General features: G+C 40.2%; 18 protein-coding genes and 1 tRNA gene. 13 read left to right on the top strand and 6 right to left on the bottom strand.

The window, feature by feature from the left end:
- Positions 1-51 precede the first annotated feature (51 nt).
- Complete coding sequence (gene hrpA / locus H5123_RS02805; RefSeq protein ID WP_182696964.1) at positions 52-3927, top strand: ATP-dependent RNA helicase HrpA; 3876 nt, start codon at positions 52-54, stop codon at positions 3925-3927.
- Positions 3928-4556: 629 nt separating this feature from the next.
- Here the strand turns inward: hrpA and H5123_RS02800 are convergent.
- Both H5123_RS02800 and H5123_RS02795 read right to left on the bottom strand, forming a co-directional pair.
- Positions 4557-4991, bottom strand: a complete 435-nt coding sequence (locus H5123_RS02800) for a DUF4878 domain-containing protein (RefSeq protein ID WP_182697080.1) — start codon at positions 4989-4991, stop codon at positions 4557-4559.
- A gap of 569 nt (positions 4992-5560) precedes the next feature.
- Complete coding sequence (locus H5123_RS02795) at positions 5561-6340, bottom strand: hypothetical protein (protein ID WP_182696963.1); 780 nt, start codon at positions 6338-6340, stop codon at positions 5561-5563.
- Between the two features lie 388 nt (positions 6341-6728).
- On the opposite strand from H5123_RS02795, the gene cysB reads away from it, so the two are divergent.
- The gene (gene cysB / locus H5123_RS02790) at positions 6729-7706 is read left to right on the top strand and encodes an HTH-type transcriptional regulator CysB (RefSeq protein WP_124016511.1); all 978 of its coding nucleotides are present in this window, start codon (positions 6729-6731) and stop codon (positions 7704-7706) included.
- A 90-nt stretch (positions 7707-7796) separates the two neighbouring features.
- Here cysB and purN read toward each other — a convergent pair whose 3' ends face one another.
- Together purN and purM are read right to left on the bottom strand one after the other, a co-directional pair.
- Complete coding sequence (gene purN / locus H5123_RS02785; protein WP_182696962.1) at positions 7797-8441, bottom strand: phosphoribosylglycinamide formyltransferase; 645 nt, start codon at positions 8439-8441, stop codon at positions 7797-7799.
- Positions 8441-9478, bottom strand: a complete 1038-nt coding sequence (gene purM / locus H5123_RS02780) for a phosphoribosylformylglycinamidine cyclo-ligase (RefSeq protein WP_182696961.1) — start codon at positions 9476-9478, stop codon at positions 8441-8443. The genes purN and purM overlap by 1 nt, the downstream gene beginning before the upstream one ends.
- Before the next feature lie 241 nt (positions 9479-9719).
- Between purM and upp the strand changes: the two genes are divergently transcribed.
- A complete protein-coding gene (gene upp, locus H5123_RS02775; RefSeq protein WP_124016514.1) occupies positions 9720-10346 on the top strand; it encodes a uracil phosphoribosyltransferase in 627 nt (208 codons plus the stop codon).
- A gap of 145 nt (positions 10347-10491) precedes the next feature.
- On the opposite strand, the gene H5123_RS02770 is transcribed toward upp, so the two are convergent.
- The gene (locus tag H5123_RS02770) at positions 10492-11814 is read right to left on the bottom strand and encodes a Na+/H+ antiporter family protein (RefSeq protein WP_182696960.1); all 1323 of its coding nucleotides are present in this window, start codon (positions 11812-11814) and stop codon (positions 10492-10494) included.
- 388 nt (positions 11815-12202) lie between these two features.
- Between H5123_RS02770 and H5123_RS02765 the strand changes: the two genes are divergently transcribed.
- The gene (locus H5123_RS02765; RefSeq protein ID WP_124016516.1) at positions 12203-12808 is read left to right on the top strand and encodes a peroxiredoxin; all 606 of its coding nucleotides are present in this window, start codon (positions 12203-12205) and stop codon (positions 12806-12808) included.
- Positions 12809-12951: 143 nt separating this feature from the next.
- On the opposite strand, the gene rnt is transcribed toward H5123_RS02765, so the two are convergent.
- Complete coding sequence (rnt, locus tag H5123_RS02760; RefSeq protein ID WP_124016517.1) at positions 12952-13617, bottom strand: ribonuclease T; 666 nt, start codon at positions 13615-13617, stop codon at positions 12952-12954.
- Between the two features lie 187 nt (positions 13618-13804).
- Between rnt and H5123_RS02755 the strand changes: the two genes are divergently transcribed.
- The 9 genes from H5123_RS02755 (at position 13805) to H5123_RS02715 (ending at position 21343) form a co-directional block, all read left to right on the top strand.
- Positions 13805-14674, top strand: coding sequence for an OmpA family protein (locus H5123_RS02755; protein WP_124016518.1), 870 nt, complete (start codon positions 13805-13807; stop codon positions 14672-14674).
- 1126 nt (positions 14675-15800) lie between these two features.
- Entirely contained in the window at positions 15801-16202 is a 402-nt protein-coding gene (gene ybgC, locus H5123_RS02750) for a tol-pal system-associated acyl-CoA thioesterase (protein WP_124016519.1), read from the top strand.
- Positions 16192-16881: a protein TolQ gene (tolQ, locus tag H5123_RS02745; RefSeq protein WP_124016520.1), complete on the top strand. Its 690-nt coding sequence runs from the start codon at positions 16192-16194 to the stop codon at positions 16879-16881. Before ybgC ends, tolQ begins: the two co-directional genes overlap by 11 nt.
- Positions 16881-17309, top strand: coding sequence for a protein TolR (gene tolR, locus H5123_RS02740; protein WP_124016521.1), 429 nt, complete (start codon positions 16881-16883; stop codon positions 17307-17309). Before tolQ ends, tolR begins: the two co-directional genes overlap by 1 nt.
- Positions 17310-18272 carry a cell envelope integrity protein TolA gene (tolA, locus tag H5123_RS02735; protein WP_182696959.1) on the top strand — a complete coding sequence of 321 codons (963 nt, stop codon included), beginning with the start codon at positions 17310-17312 and terminating at the stop codon, positions 18270-18272.
- Between the two features lie 43 nt (positions 18273-18315).
- The gene (tolB, locus tag H5123_RS02730) at positions 18316-19644 is read left to right on the top strand and encodes a Tol-Pal system beta propeller repeat protein TolB (RefSeq protein ID WP_124016523.1); all 1329 of its coding nucleotides are present in this window, start codon (positions 18316-18318) and stop codon (positions 19642-19644) included.
- A gap of 23 nt (positions 19645-19667) precedes the next feature.
- Positions 19668-20204, top strand: coding sequence for a peptidoglycan-associated lipoprotein Pal (gene pal / locus H5123_RS02725; protein WP_124016524.1), 537 nt, complete (start codon positions 19668-19670; stop codon positions 20202-20204).
- Between the two features lie 55 nt (positions 20205-20259).
- Complete coding sequence (ybgF, locus tag H5123_RS02720) at positions 20260-20997, top strand: tol-pal system protein YbgF (RefSeq protein WP_124016525.1); 738 nt, start codon at positions 20260-20262, stop codon at positions 20995-20997.
- A 270-nt stretch (positions 20998-21267) separates the two neighbouring features.
- A tRNA-Lys gene (locus H5123_RS02715) sits at positions 21268-21343 on the top strand.
- The last annotated feature ends 83 nt before the right edge of the window (positions 21344-21426 follow it).

Genomic DNA, 21426 nt, shown 5'->3' with positions numbered 1-21426 from the left:
CTGTTTTCCTTGCTAGGATCGCTTTTTTTGATGTAAGCAAGGGAATCAGATTTGAATTCGGACCTTCACCCGCTATCTAAGGCGTATCTCAATCTTTGTTATCAAACCGATGCCGCTAAAATTCGACGTCGTTTGTATCGTGTCAATAAAGAAGCCGAGTCTGAAAAAAAATCCCAAACGTTAGCGCAGTTAACTGAAGCTGCGCAGCAAGCCTATGCCAAAGCGCAGTTGCGCTTACAGTCTCGACCGGTTATTCATTACCCAGACGAACTGCCTGTGTCACAAAAACGTGATGATATCGCTTCTGCCATTGCCAATAACCAAGTGGTCATTGTCGCGGGTGAGACGGGATCGGGTAAAACGACTCAGTTACCTAAAATTTGTCTTGAACTTGGCTTAGGCACTCGTGGCTTAATTGGCCATACTCAACCTCGTCGTCTAGCCGCCCGTAGTGTTGCCAACCGTATTGCTGATGAACTTAATAGCCCTTTAGGTGATATTGTTGGTTTTAAAGTTCGCTTTGCAGATGCTCTGAGCGACAACAGTTATATCAAACTGATGACCGATGGTATTTTGTTAGCGGAACTCACTTCTGATCGATTTTTAAACCAGTACGATGCGATTATTATCGATGAAGCGCATGAACGCAGTTTAAACATTGATTTTATTTTAGGGTACCTAAAGCAAGTATTAAAAAAACGTCCTGATTTAAAAGTCATTATTACTTCCGCAACCATCGATGTAGACCGTTTCTCAAAACATTTCAATAATGCGCCAGTTATTGAAGTATCAGGGCGCACCTTTGACGTTGAAACGCGTTACCGTCCTTTAGTTCGCGATAGCGATGAAGATTTAGATGTCAGCGATGGTATTTTTGCTGCTGTTGAAGAGCTCATGGCGGCAGGGCCCGGCGACATATTAATTTTTATGAATGGTGAGCGCGAGATCCGTGATACAGCTGATTTACTCAATAAACAGCAATATCGCGATACTGAAGTGTTACCACTATATGCGCGCCTTTCTTACGGTGAGCAATCTAAAGTGTTTAAAAGTCACATTGGTAGGCGCATTGTACTGGCCACTAACGTTGCTGAAACCTCATTAACTGTTCCTGGGATCCGTTATGTTATCGATCCCGGAACCGCCCGCATAAGCCGATATAGTTACCGGACTAAAGTACAACGTTTGCCGATAGAACCTATTTCCCAAGCCAGTGCCAATCAACGTCAAGGACGTTGCGGTCGTGTAGGCCCTGGTATTTGTATTCGACTTTACGATGAAATGGATTTTATTCAGCGCCCGGAATTTACCGATCCTGAAATTTTGCGGACTAATCTTGCCTCGGTGATTTTACACATGTTGGCGATTGGTTTGGGTGACATTGGCGGATTTCCATTTATTCAGCCACCGGATCAAAAACACATTCGTGATGGTTTTTTATTGCTTGAAGAGTTACAAGCAGTGAAGAAATCAGGTAATGATTTAGTGTTAACCCCGTTGGGCAAAGATTTAGCTAAAATTCCACTTGATCCTCGTTTAGCTCGAATGGTTATTGAAGCGAACAAATTGGGCTGTTTGCATGAAGCATTAGTGATTACCTCTGGTTTATCTATCCAAGATCCGCGTGAACGTCCTGTGGATAAAAAACAAGCCGCTGATGAGTGTCATCGTCGCTATGCCGATAAAGACTCTGATTTTGCCAGTTGGGTTAAGTTATGGGACCACGTTAAAGATCAAAAGCATGAGTTGTCAGCCAGTCAGTTTAGAAAACAATGTCGCGATGAATATCTCGCGTATTTACGCGTGCGTGAATGGCAAGACTTATATACTCAAGTGAAACAAGCTGTTCATGAATTGAAATGGCGAATTAATGACAGTGCAGCCAGTTATGAAAAGTTACATCGAGCATTATTATCAGGCTTGTTAAGTCATGTTGGTTTTAAAGGCGAGAACAACGAGTATCTAGGGGCACGTAACCGTAAGTTCTTTGTGTTTCCGGGGTCGCCTTTAGCCAAAAAAGGTCCTAAGTGGATTATGGCCGCAGAGTTGACTGAAACGTCACGATTGTTTGCCCGTTGTTGCGCAAAAATTGATCCTGAATGGTTGGAATCGCTTGCGAGCCATTTAGTGAAAAAGAATTATCTTGAACCGCATTTTGAAGCCAAAGCAGCAAGTGTTATCGCACTTGAGAACCAAGTGCTTTATGGCTTAACTATCGTTAATCGCCGTCGAGTGCAATATGGGCCTATTGAGCCTATTGAAGCTCGAGAGATTTTTATTCGTAGCGCCTTAGCAGAAGGGCAGTTACAGACTAAAGAAGCTTTTTTTGTAAATAACCAGCAGCTACTCAATGACATTGAAACACTAGAGCATAAGTCTCGTCGTCGAGATATTTTAGTCGATGAGCAAGTGCTTGTGGATTTTTATGAACCCTTGATCCCTGCAGGTATTTTTAACGCGCCGTTGTTTTTTGCGTGGTGGAAAAAAGCTCGCCAACAAACCCCTGATTTGCTTGATTACAGCCAAGCCTTGTTAATGCAGCGAAGTGCCGAGCATATATCGGCGCTTGATTTCCCTGATATATGGCACAAAGGGAATTTAGCCTTAACGGTGAGCTATCATTTTGAACCTGCTAGCGCTGACGACGGAGTCTCTGTACATATTCCTGTTGCACTGATCAACCAAATTGACGACAGTGATTTTGATTGGCTTGTACCGGGATTACGACAAGAGAAACTCATTGCGTTGATCAAGTCACTGCCGAAAAATTTACGCCGTAATTTTGTGCCAGCTCCAGACTATGCCCGAGCATGTTATCAAGCGATGAAACCGTTTGAGTTGTCGATGCTCAATTCTATGTGTAAACAGTTACTGCGCATGAGTGGCGTGCGCATATCGGCTGATGATTTTGATTTAACGCAACTAACAGAACATCTTAAGATGAACTTTAAGATTGAAGATGATCAAAGTCGTTTAGTCGCCCAAGGCCGTGATTTAGAAGCGTTAAAAGGTCAGTTACAAGGGGTAGTTGCCAAAGCTATTCGTAAAGTGGCTGATAAAGGCATTGAACAACAAGCTTTAACTAGCTGGTCGTTTGGTGATTTACCGGTTCAATATCAGCAGCGTAAAGGCAATTACGAAGTAAAAGCGTATCCTGCCTTAATAGACAATAAAACGGATGTGGCGATCAAGCTATTTGATGATGAACACGAAGCTAAGCGCCATCATCGAGTAGGCCTGCGTCGGTTGTTATTGATTAATATCCCTTCGCCAGTGAAGCACTTACAGCAAGCATTACCTAATAAAGCTAAGCTTGCAATGTACTTTAATCCCTTCGGCCAAGTGCAGATATTAATTGAAGACATTATTAATGCCGCGGTGCAGCAGTTATTGGATAAAAAGCAACTCGATATTCGCAATGAACTGCAGTTCGAGCAAGCAAAAGATTGGGTTCGCCAAGAGCTTAACCCAACTGCTGAGCAAATAGCATTAAATGTTGAGCAAATATTAACTATTTATCAACGTGTTAAGAAGCGTTTAAAAGGTAAAATTAGCCTGGATATTGCCTTTGCGATGAGTGATATTCAAACTCAACTTGATAGTCTGGTTTATAAAGGCTTTGTTGAGGATTGTGGTTGGCAACGCTTAACCGATGTGAGCCGTTATCTCAGAGCCATTGAAAATAGACTCGATAAGCTACCTGTTGACCCAACACGCGATCGATTACACATGCATAGCATTGCTAAAGTACAAGAGGCGTTAACGGCGCAATTAGCTAAAGTGCCGCGTTCACAAGCAATACCTGAAGCATTGATTGAAGCTCGCTGGATGATTGAGGAGTATCGAGTATCATGTTTTGCCCAAGTGCTAGGCACTGCTTATCCTATTTCAGAAAAGCGAGTATTGAACCATATTAGCCAAATATAATTGTTGAGAATAATATTATCGCCGATGCCATGCATCGGCTTTTTTATGTAAAACTGAAAGTGTTTCATTTATTTTTGCTAAAAATGGGGTTTTTATAGGTTATATCAATAAAAAACCTACAAAACTGAAAGTTTTTCGTAATTTTGGTTTGATTGTGATCTGACTATTGTTATACTCCACAGCATGAAGAATGTGATTGTCAGTCTTCTCTCTGTAAGGCAAATGTCATCCCCTCAGCATTAACAAGATGTTGTCTATATTAAAGATTTATCATCTTGTTGCTGTAAATAAAAAGACAGGCCTACACCTACAAAACGACCTAAAAGATTGGAGTTATTATGGAAGTTCATGAATACGAAAATGCTTACTATCAAGTGAAAGATGACGTGTTAGAGTCTTTACCTTCTGACGAAGAATAAGACGATTGAACGAGCATATTGATGTACTGACACTTGGTTTACTACATTAAAAAAACTCCGACACTAAAAACAAAAATAGCAGCCTAGGCTGCTATTTTTATTACTGATTACACTACTTTAATATGGCTAAGTATTTATTGAATGACAATTTAATAGCTATTCTATCCAATAGTGCAATGAAGCGAAGACAATACTTAAGCCTATTCAATATCAACCTTCAATACGACCTTTTTCAGTTAATATTTCAACAATAACCCAAGTATTACCTATTTTATGTAGACGGATAGTTCGATCATCAATCCAATTTCTGCCACCTTTCAATCCTTGCATTTTAACCACCACTGTTACGTCATCGGTGAATTTACGGAAGAAATCGATATCAATCTCATCGATAGACATAGTTACTTGCTTCATGGATAAGCCTAACACATGTCGTTGTACCGCAGATGCAATATGGTAGTGATCCATGATCTCTTGGATATCAGCAGAGACAAACTTTTTTGCTTTATCTACATCACGATCGACATAAATTGCTTCGAAGAAGCCCAAGGATACTTGTTCTGGCGTGAGTTGGGCTTCGCCAAACTCATCTGATTGACCACAGGCACTGAGAATGAGTAGCAGGAAAAAAGGTAAAACTCTTATCAAATTCATATTTAACATCATATTCTAATACAGTTGTTTTTATAATTTTAACCAGTATCTCGATTTATGTCATGGCTTACAAGGATAGGAGTGACATAAACCATCCTTTTATAGATCGCCATCATGTTAACCATTGCTTACAGGAACTAATAAGTGAGATTTTGTATATTAGAAATATAGAAGCAGATAATAAATGTGTGGATAAACTATTATTTGTTCAATTGACAGCATAAGAGAGTACTTTTGATCTTAATGGCTTGACGCGCTCTATATGACATGTCATAAATCACTATAGTAATTTTACGCGAGTTATGTACACCCAGCTATGCCGTATCAGCGTACAGTTGAATTAGTACTTATTAATGCAGTAATAATAACGGATTAAAATGTTATCCACAGAATCTGTGGACAACTTTGTTGACGAATGTTGTTTATATCACTAAGCCTTTGTATTAAGTGATGTTTTGTGTGTGGTTAAAAAGTAACGACGACTTTACTTAAAATCAATTTCGCCTATAAAAAAAGCCTCATAACGAGGCTTTTTTTATAGCAAAATTAAAGCAAGACCATCACCATTTCTTTTTCGGTTGAAATAGCATATCAAGATCATCACCTTCTTTTTTCTGTTTTGGTGCACTTGGTTCACTATGCTTTTGAGCACCCATTATTTCATCGAGTAGTTGCTTGGCTTCATCGACTTTACGAGCAATAAAAGGATCATTCGGCGTTTGTCCCTTGATCGTGTGCAAAGTGTTTAAAGCTTTAGTGACCATCTGTTTACTTGAACCGTACTGTTTCATAAAGCAAGCGGCACGTGCTCGAGTAATCATAGATTCAACATTAATTCTTAATTGAAGGTTATCAATACGCATTTCTTCTTGACTAAAAATAGACGGATCAACTTTTCCCTTGTTATGTTCAGCTCGTAAAATCGCTTTAAGTTTTTTGAGTGTTTTGACTAACTCTAAAACTTGTCTGTCATTATCAGGTAAGCGGAAGCCCTCAATCGCAGGGACTTGGCTTGCTGAGCTAGATACACTAGATACTTGTGCTTTTATGTCGTTTAAGCGACGTTCGTAATCAGATTTTAATTGCCCTGATGCATGTAATAATGACTGTTCTAAAGCATCTTGAATGCGGCGATAAAGGATTAACATGATATGGCTAGAAGATGGTGTCATACCTGTGTTAGATAAGACGGCATCGGTTTCATCTATGATGGCGCGCTGACGAGCAATTTCTATGCGACGCTCGGCTTCTGCACGCTCTTTTTGTTGTTGGACAATACTAAAGCCAATAATCAGCAGTAGCAGTGCACCAATAAGAATTAATACCAAAATTAAGGACATAAAGGTTCCATTTTATCTTTCATATCACATGGTAAGTATAGCCAAACAACGATGGCTAGAAGTAAATTTGATGTTGGAATAAGCTGTGCTAATAAAATTTCATCAAAAAGATTCTATATCTTAGCGTATGTTATCGTGGCTGTCGTTGAATAATAAGTCGTTTTGTTGATAAATCATTAAACAGACTAACCAAGATGTTTATAAAAAAGCTAAGTCGATTCAATAACCGCTATTTTTACTTGCTCGTTATTCCTATTTATATTACATTTCAAGTGTCATATAACGTTTTATTATAGTTGAACAATTGTTCTTGTTATGTAAAACAACGACCGATTTTTTCTTATTTGCATATTTGCTGATGAGTGCCGGTTAAATCAAGGATAAAACCATGAAGCTGCAACAACTTAGATATATTGCAGAGGTTGTTAAACACAACCTAAATGTGTCATCAACGGCTGAGAATCTCTATACTTCACAACCCGGTATTAGTAAGCAAGTTAGAATGCTAGAAGATGAATTAGGCATTCAAATATTTGGTCGAAGTGGTAAACACTTGACTCACGTGACCCCTGCAGGTCAGCAAGTTATTGATATTGCAAATGATATACTTGGCAAAGTCGATAGTATTAAGAAGGTGTCTGAAGAATATACCAAGCCCAATCAGGGGGAATTGAATATTGCTACGACAGATACTCAAGCTCGCTATGCTCTGCCACAAATAATTCGTGAGTTCATTAAACGATATCCAAAAGTTAATTTACATATGCATCAGGGCACGCCTTCACAAATTAGTGAGCAAGCAGTCAGAGGCGATGCGGACTTTGCCATCGCGACAGAAGCGATGCATCTATATACCGATCTCATTATGTTGCCTTGTTACCATTGGAATCGTTCAATTGTCGTCACACGGGATCACCCGCTAGCTTCTCAATCGGCAAAAATCAGTATCGAAGACTTAGCGACGTTTCCATTGGTCACTTATGTGTTTGGTTTTGACAAAGCATCTGAAATTGAAAAGTCGTTTAAGCGTGCAGATCTTGATCCGCGCGTGGTGTTTAGTGCAACCAGTGCCGACGTCCTTAAGACTTATGTTCGTTTGGGGCTTGGTGTAGGGGTGATTGCCTCTATGGCAATTGATCCAGCGGTTGATAAAGATTTAGTGGCAATTGATGCAAGTCATCTGTTTGCCCATAGTACAACCAAAATCGGCTTTAGACGTGGTAGCTTTTTACGTAGCTATATGTATGATTTTATGCGTCATTTTGCACCGCATTTAACCCGAGATGTTGTTGAAAAAGCCGTGGCTCTTCGTGACCAACAATTGATTGATGAAATGTTTTCTAATATTGACCTACCAGTACGTTAGTACTTAATATCATTTTTGTTTGTTACATAAAAAACCTCGCATGTCAGCGAGGTTTTTTTATGAGCAGCATGTTAAAAGCTGAGAGACAGATTAGTCCGGCGCATACCCAGATTCACCGATTAATAGGCCATCTAAATAAGCTTTACCATCAGTCATAGTCAAACGACCCAGACTGAACCATTTTACCACCAGTGGATAAATAGCATGTTCTTGTTCGTGAACACGCTCTGCTAATGTTTCAGCATCATCTTCAGGGTAAATCGGCACTTTAGCTTGCAATATAGCAGGTCCAGCATCGAGTTCTGGTATTACAAAATGTACACTCGCGCCGTGTTCGGTATCGCCAGCATCAATGGCACGCTGATGCGTGTGTAATCCTGGATATTTAGGCAATAACGATGGATGGATGTTAATCATCTTTCCAAGGAAATGGCTAACAAAATCATTAGTTAAAATACGCATAAATCCGGCTAGAACGATCAGGTCTGGCTGATACTTTTCTATTGCCTTTAATAAACGCGCATCATATTCACTGCGTATTTCATTGGCATAAGGAATAACACAACTGGTATCAATTTCGCTTTGATGGGCGCGTATTAATCCATAAGCATCCGGCTTGTTACTGATCACTCCAACAATGTTAGCTTTTAAATTATCATCACAACCATCAATGATAGCTTGAAGATTACTGCCATTACCGGAAATCAGTACCACAACACGACAGCTTTGGCTCATTAGATGATCTCCACTTGCTCTTCGTCACCTTGACGAGAAGCAATTTCACCTATTAACCAAGCATTTTCGCCTTCGGCGGTTAATAATGCTAATGCGGCATCGACTTTATCTGCTGGTAGTGCAATCACCATACCGACACCACAGTTAAATGTTAGGAACATTTCGTGTTGTTCAATATTGCCGTTTGTCATTAGCCAATCAAACACCACTGGCCACTGCCAAGAGTCACCTTTGACGACAGCTTTGCAATCATCAGGCAGCACGCGTGGGATATTTTCCCAGAATCCACCACCGGTAATGTGTGCCATTGCATGAATGTCTGATTGTTCAATCAGCTTCAATAAAGGCTTAACATAAATTCTTGTTGGTTCAAGTAAATGGTCTATTAATGGCTTACCAGCAAGATCTTGCTGCGGGTCTGCTTTACTCACTTCTAATACTTTGCGGATTAACGAGTAACCATTTGAATGAGGACCACTAGAACCTAGAGCGATAAGTGAGTCACCCGCTTTGACTTTGGTACCATCAATGATGTCTGCTTTTTCAACAACACCAACACAAAATCCAGCTAGATCGTAATCTTCGCCTTCATACATGCCTGGCATTTCAGCAGTTTCGCCACCAATTAAAGCACAACCTGATTGGAAACAACCTTCAGCGATACCTGTAACAACAGAGGTAGCTGTTTCAACGTCAAGCTTACCTGTTGCATAATAATCGAGGAAGAAAAGTGGCTCAGCACCAGAAACAATCAGATCGTTGACACACATGGCAACTAAATCAACACCCACGGTGTCATGCTTTTTGTAATCAATAGCTAATCTTAATTTAGTGCCAACACCATCTGTGCCGGAAACCAGTACAGGGTGTTTATATTTAGTTGGTAATTCGCATAATGCGCCAAAACCACCTAAATTGCCCATAACCTCTGGACGGCGAGTGCGTTTTACCGCAGATTTAATGTTGTTTACTAACGCATTACCTGCATCGATATCAACGCCGGCGTCTTTGTAACTTAGGGGGGTTGGAGTGGTCACGGAGGATCCTCTAGGGTACATCGTTTTATGGAATTTTATGCGCCGATATTCTACCAGTTTGTCGTGCGAGTCGGAAGCCATCTTTTTACTTTATCCTATAAAGAAAACGATGATTTGCCTATTTTTTATTGGTTTAGCTCACGATTTACAGCAATTTTGAAACTTTATGTTTTATAGAGAGGATAAATCGTCTAACATTTATCAAATTTGCCTGAAATAGTCAGAAATCTAGGAGAAATAAATGAAAGTCGTTGAAGTAAAGCATCCTCTGGTTCGTCATAAAGTCGGTTTGATGCGTGAAGCAGATATCAGCACCAAACGATTTCGCGAACTTGCCACTGAAGTTGGCAGTTTATTAACCTATGAAGCAACAGCTGATTTTGAAACTGAAACGGTTACCATAGAGGGGTGGAATGGCCCTGTTACTATTGATCAACTTAAAGGTAAGAAAGTCACTGTCGTGCCTATTTTACGTGCGGGTTTAGGAATGATGGATGGTGTGCTTGAGCATCTACCTAGTGCTCGTATTTCTGTTGTCGGTATTTATCGCGATGAAGAAACATTACAGCCTGTGCCTTACTTTGAAAAAATAGTCAGTAATGTTGAAGAACGCATCGCATTAGTGGTTGACCCTATGTTAGCCACTGGTGGTTCGATGATTGCGACTATCGATTTACTGAAAAAACGTGGCTGTACTTCGATCAAAGCACTGGTTTTGGTTGCCGCGCCAGAAGGTATCAAAGCACTTGAACTCGCGCATCCTGATATTGAACTTTATACCGCAGCAATTGATGATTGTTTAAACGAGCAAGGTTATATTTTGCCTGGTTTAGGTGATGCTGGTGACAAGATATTCGGTACTAAGTAATATTAACTGAGCGATTTTTATGCTCAATGTTAAAGACCATTGTTAGATGGCTTGATGCTTTAATACCAGATAATAAAAAACGGGAGCCTTTGTTAGGCTCCCGTTTTTTATTATATCAAGACAGCTCGTCAGTATTTAGCCTATTTTACAATACCATCGCGGCAATCCAGCCAAATATCAGTAATGGGATATTGTAGTGAATAAACGTTGGGATAACGCTGTCTCGAATATGGTCATGTTGCCCATCGGCATTGAGACCAGCAGTGGGGCCCAGAGTGGAGTCCGATGCTGGCGATCCTGCGTCACCAAGTGCGGCGGCTGTGCCGACGAGTGCAATGGTTGCCGCAATCGAGAAACCAAAACTGAGAGCTAATGGCACATAAATGGTGGCGATAATAGGAATCGTTGAGAATGAAGAGCCAATTCCCATTGTAATTAACAGTCCAACAATCAGCATCAATAGCGCAGCTAATGCCTTGTTGTCACCAATAATGTCACCTAAAGAGGTTACCAGTGTGCTAACTTCACCAGTTGACTTAACTACTGCTGCAAAGCCTGCCGCTGCAATCATAATAAAGCCAATATTAGCCATCATGTGCACACCCTGATTAAACAAGTCTTTGCTGACTTCGTGCTTAATTATTCCTGAAAACCGAAAAATGATAAATCCACTTAATGCGCCAAATATCATCGAGTCTGTTTGTAATTGAACAATTAGCGTCGCCAAAATCGCAGAGAGTGAGACCAACAAACTTTTTTGGCTAATAGTGGTTGAAATACTGTCACTGATCACAGGTTGTTCAATCATGTATTCTCTAGGTTTGCGATAACTAACAAATATCGCCGTAAGCAGACCAACAACCATACCTATTGCTGGCAGTAACATTGCCTTAGGTATTTGTTCGGCTACTGCATTTAAGCCATTAGTGTTTAAATTTGCTAACAAGATGTCATTGAGGAAAATGCCACCAAAACCGATAGGTAATATCATATAAGTGGTGACCAAACCGAATGTCAGAATACAGGCAATAAGACGTCGGTCGATATGGAGCTTAGAAATCACATGCAATAGTGGCGGAATAAGGATAGGAATAAAGGCGATATGAATAGGCAAAATATTTTGCGATGATATTGCCATTAACAGTATCGTGATCAATAACAACCACCGTACAACTTGGGTATTACCACTATTAGGTTCTTTACCCAGTTTTTTTATAATTGAATGAGAAATTAACGTTGTTAAGCCTGAATGCGATAATGCTGCGGCGAAGGCACCGAGTAATGCATAACTTAATGCGATTTGAGCGCCACCGCCTAAGCCGTCATTAAATGCTGCTATTGTTTGATGAATATCTAATCCACCAACGATACCTGCGACAACAGCACTAATGGTCAATGACACCACAACGTTAATTCGAATAAAGCTTAAAAACAACATTAAGCAAACCGCGATGACAACCGCATTCATAATCATTTTTCTTAAAAGTAAGTGAGGCGGCTATTCTTGACTGCCAATAGTCTATTTGTCCAGCGTATATCGCTTTTTTGCTTGTTTATGCTGATTTTTTAGCAATATTGACTAACGTTCATCAGTTGCTGCAAGTAAGGCACCAGTGAAATCTTCTCAACAAATCATCTTGTCATATTGGAAAGATATTATTCAAAGCGTCATGATGTTTTATTTTTCAGCAGGTAAACCAATTTTCATCTGAAATAACTTATAAGTCCGTTGAATTAGATGTATGGTATACAACTGATATATGTCCCAACGTTATAGTTAATTGTTTGCTAGATCACTATTTAGTAAGAACCTTATAACGTTGTCGAGTGTTTAAGCCATTAAATGGAGATAGATAATGAGCGTATTAGTAGGCCGTCCAGCCCCAGATTTTACAGCAGCAGCCGTTCTTGGTTCTGGTGAGATTGTTGACACATTTAACCTCACTACCGCAATTAAAGGTAAGCCTGCGGTTATTTTCTTCTACCCACTTGATTTCACTTTTGTGTGTCCATCTGAGCTAATTGCTTTTGATCACCGCATGGAAGAGTTCACTAAGCGTGGTGTTGAAGTGATTGGTGTTTCTATTGACTCACAGTTCACTCATAACGCATGGCGTAACACTCCAGTAGACAAGGGTGGTATTGGCCAAGTTAAATACACTCTAGTTGCTGACGTTAAGCACGAAATTTGTAAAGCATACGATGTTGAACATCCTGAAGCGGGTGTGGCTTTCCGTGGTTCATTCTTAGTAGATAAAGAAGGCCAGGTTCGTCATCAAGTGGTTAACGATTTACCACTAGGTCGTAACGTTGATGAAATGATCCGTATGATTGATGCACTTCAGTTCCATGAAGAGCACGGTGAAGTTTGTCCAGCGGGCTGGTCAAAAGGCGAAAAAGGTATGACTGCAAGCACTGAAGGTGTAGCGGCATACTTAAAAGACAACTCTGATAAGCTATAATTTAGCGTATTAGAGACAATAAAAAAGCTGCTTCGGCAGCTTTTTTATTGGATCAAACTCATGGTTTAGTACTGAATTTGTCGATGTAAATAAATAGTTGGCCATTAATAGCCGGCGAAAAGTGATAAAAAAATTGGGCTTAACTATTCGTTTGCAAGATCCTTGCTATCATCTTGGTCCACTAACGGCCAACCGCCGAGCGCCTTCCAACGGTTAACGATTAGGCAAAATAATTCGGCCGTGCGTTCAGTATCGTATAAAGCTGAATGCGCCTCGTTATTATCGAAAGCTATCCCAGCCATTTTACAAGCTTTAGCTAACACTGTATGGCCAATTGCAAGACCTGCTAGTGTCGCGGTATCAAAACTTGCGAAAGGATGAAATGGAGAACGCTTTAAGCCATTTCGTTCAATCGCTTGGTTAACAAAACCTAAGTCAAAAGCGGCATTATGAGCAACAATAATACTGCGATGGCAATCTGCTGCTTTTTGAGCCTTTTTGACTTCTTTGAATATTTCTAAAAAAGCGACTTTTTCGTCAACGGCTCCACGAAGTGGGTTGGTGGGGTCAATACCATTAAACGCCAGTGCTGCAGGTTCTAAGTTTGCCCCTTCAAAAGGTTCAATATGAAAGTGAAGCGTTTTATCAAGTTCAATAATCCCATCGCTATTCATTTTTAATAAGCTGACTGCAATTTCAAGCAACGCATCGGTATTGGCATTAAACCCTGCTGTTTCGACATCGATAACCACAGGGAAATAGCCACGAAAGCGGTGTTTAAACTTGTTAGCGTCGCAAATATCAGTCATTACAGTCTTTATCCTCAATAGCTATCATTTATCGGTGCAAATGATGTAGGCCGAGTATTATGCGCAAACTCAAGCGCAGTGTCATGTTTGATTGTGGTTTTTATCATCGATTAACCATGATTGTTTTCTAAAGCAACAGACTTTGGGGCCGATAGTAAGAATGTAACTAGGTATAAAGGGTGTTTTTATGTGGCGAAAACTGATCGTTCTCACAAGTTTGTGTCTTTGCTCAACAGCCCATGCTGATTTGAGGCACTACGTTGCATCACTTGAAAACTCAGCATGGCGTGTTGGCGAGAATAATCCAATAGAGTGTCGCTTGGAGCATGATATTCCTGATTATGGCCGTGCAATATTTACCAGTAGAGCCGGTAAAAGTTTAAATTTAAGTTTCACCTTAGATATGTGGCTCAAGCCTGATGCTGTGACTAAAGCAACGTTAATTAGCCGAGCTCCTAGCTGGCGTCCAGGGCATAATGCTAAAGAAATTACTGAGTTAACTTACAGTAAGCAGTTTAATGGTGAAGTGCCTAAAAAAGCCGCCTGGTCAATGTTAAATGAGTTGAGTCAGGGGATGGAGCCGACGTTTTATTATGCTGATTGGTACAATAACGATACTAAAATTGCAGTGGGCATCTCTTCAGCTAATTTCGGTGGAAAATATCGTGAGTTTCGCGCTTGTTTAGCTAATTTACTGCCTTATAGTTTTGATGATATCGCTTTTACAGTATTAAATTATCAAGAAGGTGGGGTAGAGCTGACGCGTTTTTCTACCCAGCAGTTACAAAAAATACAGCGTTACTTGTCTTTTGATCCAGACGTTGAGCTGATTTTAGTTGATGCATACACAGACAGTTACGGTGGACGCTCTATTAATCAGAGGGTGTCAGATAAACGAGCTGCCTCAGTGAAAGATATTTTAATTGCTAGCGGTATCCCTAAAGATCGTATTCATACATCCGGTCATGGTGAAAAACGCCATGTTGCAGGCAATGATCTTGCCGAAGAACGTAAGCTAAATCGCCGAGTTGTAATTAAAATAACCAAGCCTATCTAATTCCTCTCATTTATTTTTTAGCTGCGCTACTTAGCGCAGTTAAACTCAGTTGTTTATTTATCACTATCTCTTTGGCCTTGAGCTAAAATAAATACCTTTTGATTGAATGCCGAAGTGTAAAAAGCTTACTAACTTTTTATTAACGGGTTCGATGCTGAAGGTTGAATACCAAGATGTATACTCATATGAGATTAATGTTGATTGCTGCGGCAAAAAAAAGACAAAAAAAACCCACTTAATCCAAGTGGGCTAAATAATTTGCAATCAACAAATCTAAGGAAGGAAGTCAAACATAAGAACTAGAGAAAACTGAGGTATTGGGTTACATCAGTTTGGAGTTCTTGATTTTCAATATCTGAATCACAAGTCTTGAAAACAGGATCATAATAGAATTAATACACTAAACTGACAAACTAGAAAAATTACTCTTTACGATTAGTAAAACTAATCCTTTTTAAGGGTCTTATATTTTTATATCTGCCCTAATCGGCTTATGTAGCGGTTTTCTAAGTTGTTATTTACATTTTTTGCATAAGTATTCGGATTAGATAATTGTGTAATGATTTTATTTAACAAATAGAACATATTTGCGTAAATCATAAAGCCTAATAATGTTTCACAATGTGATTAATATTGCTCTTAATCGTTATTAATAGACTTCAGTTACTGCGATGAAAAATACTTCAGGTCAGTTTCTTTTGATCCTGTCCCCGAATAGTGTGATAAATAAGCCGCACTTTACCTCGCTCAAAACCATATTTAAGTGGAGTGTATTTTTAGCTTAACTTTTATTAACGTTTACGTTTATGTGGACGTGCGATAATGGGACTGCAGCGATTATTTTATATTCATTTGTGGTTACATTTTTTACTTTCGCAAGGGCTAATTGTCGGCTGTCAGCGCCAAGTAATATACTATCTTGATGGCATACTTTAGTTAACCGCTTGTTAATTATTAGGTGGAATACATTAATAAAGCTTCATCTCTTGCTGTTCCTGAGGTTTTTCGAGTGTTTCAGTTCATTTTGAGCAAAATAAAGTCTGTTTTTACCTTGGTACATTATTCACAAGCGTGTTGGTACTCGGTATAGTAAGCCAACTTTTACAACCTAAAAATTGATGTTCAAATTATGTTTGTTTGGCCCATTTCTGTCTATTACGAAGATACCGATGCTGGCGGTGTTGTGTACCATTCGAATTACCTAAAATTTTTCGAACGAGCTCGTACTCAATGGTTAAAAGCGATGGGTGTTAGTCAAGCGGAACTGTTGACAGAAGACATTGCTTTTGTCGTTAAACATGCTGCATTAGATTTTTGTAAAGCAGCGAAGTTTGAACAGGATTTAGTCGTTGAATCCAAGGTTATAGAATTAAAAAAAGTGTCGTTGGTGTTTCACCAGCGCCTAGTTGATCATCAGGGTGATTGCTATTGTGAAGCGACAGTGGTTGTCGCGTGTATATCTTTATCACGTATGCGTCCCCGCGCTATTCCCCTAAATATTGTTCAGGAGTTTGACAGTGCACGCTGAAATTTCATTTATTGGTTTGTTTTTAGAAGCCAGTGTGTTGGTAAAGTTAGTTATGCTGACCTTGTTGGCATTATCGATTGCCTCATGGGCTGTGATCCTTCAACGCAACAAATTATTAAGCTCAGCAAGAGTCAAGTCATTACGTTTTGAAGATACTTTCTGGTCTGGAGTGGACTTAAATCGACTTTATAAAGAACTGATAGCCAGAGGAAGTGCGATTTCTGGCTTAGAATCGATGTTTGTTGCTGGTTTTAAAGAATATACCCGTTTGAGTAAAGTAAACAGTAAAGCACCTGAAGCGGTTATGGATGGCACCTCTCGAGCAATGCGAGTGAGTTTGTCACGTGAAATGGAAAAACTTGAAAACCATTTACCGTTATTGGCAACCATTGGTTCAACGAGCCCATACATTGGTTTGTTCGGAACTGTTTGGGGGATTATGAATTCCTTTATTGCGCTAGGTGCGGTAGAAAACGCAACTCTTGCAATGGTTGCTCCAGGTATTGCAGAGGCATTGATTGCCACGGCAATGGGTCTGTTTGCCGCTATCCCTGCTGTTATTGGTTATAACCGTTTTACAACGCAAGTTGATAAAATTGAAATGACTTATGCTAACTTTATGGAAGAATTCTCCAACATATTGCAACGTCAAGCATATAGCGAGAAGGAAGCTGTTTAATGTATCAGCGTAAACGTCGTCGCCCAGTTGCAGAAATCAACGTTGTGCCTTACATCGACGTTATGTTGGTGTTGTTGATTATTTTTATGGTGACAGCGCCTATTGTATCCCAAGGGGTCAAAGTAGAATTACCGCAAGGTAATGCGGAATCTTTACCACCGGACAGTAAGCCTCCTATCGTTGCTTCAATTGACGCTGATGGGCAATATTTCTTGAATACAGGTAGTAGCTCAAATTCTCAGGCAATGGACTTAGAGCAGGTATCAACTGAAGTTGGCGCGTTAATCCTACTTGAACCGTTAAGGCCTGTAGTCGTAAAGGCCGATCGTGCAATACCTTACGAAAGTGTTATTCAATTAATGATTAGCTTGCAAGGCGCTGGTGTACCAGCAGTAGGGTTAATGACCGATTCACCAAAGGAGAAATAGGTGGCTGGCAAATCAGATTTAACTGTACCGATGTCTATTTCTGCTGGTATTCACATTGGGTTTATCATCATCTTGGCTTTAGGCATTAGTTTTGACGATAAGCCGAAGGTAATGCAAACGGCTGCTGCAAGTGCGCCAGCTTTGAAAGCGATCGTGATTGATCAACAGAAAGTGAATGATAGAGTTGAGCAGTTAAAGAAGCAAAAACAAGATGTGGCTCAGCAAGAAAAGGCTCGTCAAGCAGAATTAGAACGTAAAGCATTAGAAGCCCGTCGCGAGCGTGAACGCGAGCAGGAAAAAATTAAAACCTTAGAGATCCAGCGTAAACAAAAAGAGCAGGAAACTCAAAAGGCCAATGATGCCGCTAAAGCTGCTCAAGCAAAGCAGGTACTAGAAAAAGAGCGCGCAGATAAAGCTGAAGTGGTTCGCAAACAGAAAGAACAGGAACAAAAAGCTGCAGAAGATGCTGCTAAGAAAGCAGCTGAAAAGCGTAAGCAAGAAGAAGTTGCTGCGAAAAAAGCTCAAGAAGAACGTCAACGTGCTGAAGATGAACGTAAACGTAAGGAAGATGCTGAGCGTAAACGTAAAGCTGAAGCTGATAATAAAGCGCGTCAAGAGCGTGAAATGGCTGAAGCTATGGCTGCAGAGCAAGACTCACTTTCTAAAACGCGCAATAAGCAGGTGTTGTCAGAGGTTGATAAATATAAGGCTATGATTATTGCCACTATTCAACGAAATCTAGTGGTTGATGAGTCAATGCGTGGTAAAAGCTGTCGGGTATTTATTCGTCTAGCTGCAGATGGTTTTGTAACAACAAGCCAAACGTTAGATGGTGATCAGGTTGTTTGTCGAGCAGCGAAAGCCTCAATAAATAAAGCAGGGCGGTTACCTGTGTCACCTGAACCGGCTGTTTATCAGCAATTAAAAGAAATTAATTTAACCGTTTCACCGGAATTTAATTAATATTAATCGTATTTAATGATGGAATTGAGTTAAAAGGAGTCGCATGAAAAATTTGGCTAAATGGCTAACGCTGGTATTGATAGTGTTAACTACACCCGCTCGCGCAGCGTTAGATATTGTGATTACAGAAGGGGTTGATGCAGCAAGACCTATCGCTGTGGTGCCTTTTGTATGGCAAGGGCAAGGTCCTGCTCCAGCATCTATTTCTGATGTTGTGGTATCTGATTTGGCTCGTAGCGGTACCTTTAAAACTCTCGATGTACGTGCATTACCACAGTCATCTATTGCGTCAGTGAATGATTTTACTGCTCAGAATTGGACTAATGTTGAAGCTGAAGCACTTGTTGTTGGCTCGATTAAGCCCTATGGCGCCGATCAGTATTTAGTGAGTTTTGAACTCATTGATTTAGTTAAAGCACAGCTTCAAGCTGGCAAAGGACCTCAGAATAACAGTGAGTTATTGCTTGAAAGCCGTGAAACCGTTATCAGTGCAAACCAATTTAGACAATATGGTCACCGGATCAGTGATATTGTTTATGAAAAGCTGACAGGAATTCGTGGTGCATTTTTAACCCGTATTGCATATGTTGTGGTAAAACAAGGTCAAAAAGCACCTTACCATCTAATGATTGCTGACTATGATGGCTATAATGAGCAAATGTTATTGCGTTCACCTGAGCCATTGATGTCACCGACTTGGTCTCCTGATGGTCGTCGTTTAGCGTATGTGAGTTTTGAAAATAGAAAAGCCGAAATTTTTGTGCAAGACATTTATAGTCAAACACGCACTTTAGTGAGTAGTTTTGATGGCATAAATGGTGCGCCAGCATTTTCACCAGATGGTAAAAAACTCGCTGTCACTTTGTCAAAAGACGGTCAACCAGATATTTATATAATTGATATAACAACTAAAGCTGCTCGACGTATCACAGACCATTACGCAATTGATACTGAGCCTTCTTGGTTCCCAGATGGTAAGTCTATTTTGTTTACGTCTGAACGAGGTGGCAAGCCACAGTTATATCGAGTAAATTTAGATACAAATAAAGTCTCGCGCATGACTTTTGAAGGAGAATGGAACCTCGGTGGTTCAATTACCCCAGACGGTCGTAGTATGATTTTTGTAAACCGTACTAACGGTAAGTACCATATTGCTAGAATGGATCTTGCAACACGTTTTATGCAGGTGCTTTCATCAACTCAACTTGATGAATCGCCAAGTGTTGCCCCTAATGGCACTATGGTTATCTACGGTACAACCCATCAAGGTAAGCAAGTATTAGCTGCTGTTTCTATGGATGGCAGATTTAAAGCAAGATTGCCTGTCGGCCAAGGCGAGGTGAAATCACCAGCATGGTCTCCGTTTCTCTAAATAGATATTGATAAGGATTTAAAATGGATCTGAATAAGTTGTTTAAAGCTATGTTGGTTGCAGTTCCGCTTATGGCACTGAGTGCCTGTAGCTCAACTTCAGACTCTGAAACTGACGCTAACGGTTCTATGAGTGGTACAGGTAGTGAATATGGTGTTGGTGGTATTGAAACAGGTGGTGTCGCTCCTGTGTTAAGCCCAACAGAGCAGCAACGTTTAAAAGAACAGGAATTACGTCGTCAAAATATCATTTATTTTGATTTTGACCGTAGTGAAGTTCAAAGCGAAAATGCTGAAATACTTCAAGCTCATGGTAACTATTTAGTTGAGCATCCAAATGTTCGCGTATTGATTGAAGGTCATGCTGACGAACGTGGTACTCCTGAATACAACATTGCACTAGGTGAGCGTCGTGCTAAAGCGATTGCTAAGTATTTACAAGGTATGGGCGTTCAGGCTGGCCAAATGAGCATAGTCAGTTATGGCGAAGAAAAGCCATTGGATTTTTCTCGTAACGATACTGGTTTTGCTAAAAACCGTCGTGGTGTGTTAGTTTACTAAGTAAAAGAAGTACAAGGCCAACCTTTATCGGTTGGCCTTTTTTTAGGAGATAAAAATGAAACAAGCCATATTAGTTGCGGCAATGTTTTTCACAACGGCTTCAGCTTTTGCTGCTCCAGCCCCTGTTGAAGATGTTGCAGGTGGTTCTAATAATGACAGAGTGTCAAGATTAGAACGCATCATTAAAGCAAAGCAGCAAGGCGAGTTTGATATGCAGCGCCGTATGGACTCGTTGCAAAATGAAGTGCTAGAGTTAAGAGGTATTACTGAGCAACAAAATTATCAAATGAATCAGATATTGCAGCGTCAACGACAGCTGTATGAAGAAATTGCTAATCTTACTGCTAAGTCATCAACTCCAGCAGTGCCAGCTCAAGCTGACGCGACAACAGTGGCGGCTGCCAGTTCAACGTTGGATGAAACCGGAAGCTATGAGGCAGCAGTGAATTTAGTCCTCAAAGAACGTAAATACGATGAAGCAATTCCTGCTTTTCGTACCTTCATATCAACATACCCTGAATCTAATTATGCCGCTAATGCAAACTATTGGTTAGGCCAGTTATTGTATAATAAGAGTGAATACAATGACGCGAAACAAGCTTTTAGTACCGTTGTCAGTAAGTTTGCTGATTCAAATAAGCGTGCTGACAGTTTAGTTAAACTGGGCATGATTGCCGAAAAAGAAAATGATTCAGCCGGCGCCAGATCGCTTTATAATAAAGTATTAAAAGAGTATGCAGATAGTGCATCTGCACGCCTTGCACAGCAGCAATTATCGGCATTGAAAGGCTAATCAAGACAAAAAACAGCCTCTTAGTCTGTTTTTCATGCAAACAACAAGAAATTATAAATTTGCGCTTGCATGAGAAATTGAAAAAGGTATTATAGGCGCCCTCAGAACGGCATAGCCTTCTGGGGGTGTTAAGAGCCATAACTTATTCTATCGTTACTGTCTAAGTTAGTGTTTCTTAGTTACCAAGATGGGTCGTTAGCTTAGTTGGTCTTGAAACAGAGACAGTTGGCTTTTTCCCAGTAAGAATTGATATTCTTGCAAAACCAAGATGGGTCGTTAGCTCAGTTGGTAGAGCAGTTGGCTTTTAACCAATTGGTCGAAGGTTCGAATCCTTCACGACCCACCACTTTTTAAATAGTGGCTAAACAATTTAAATGTTACACCAAGATGGGTCGTTAGCTCAGTTGGTCTTGAAAGAAAGACAGTTGG

Origin of the sequence: Shewanella sp. SR43-4 (genome assembly GCF_014163845.1) — a bacterium.
GTDB classification, from domain to species: domain Bacteria; phylum Pseudomonadota; class Gammaproteobacteria; order Enterobacterales; family Shewanellaceae; genus Shewanella; species Shewanella vesiculosa.
The sequence above is the reverse complement of the archived record's forward strand: the minus strand, read 5'-3'. Positions and strand labels throughout refer to the sequence as shown.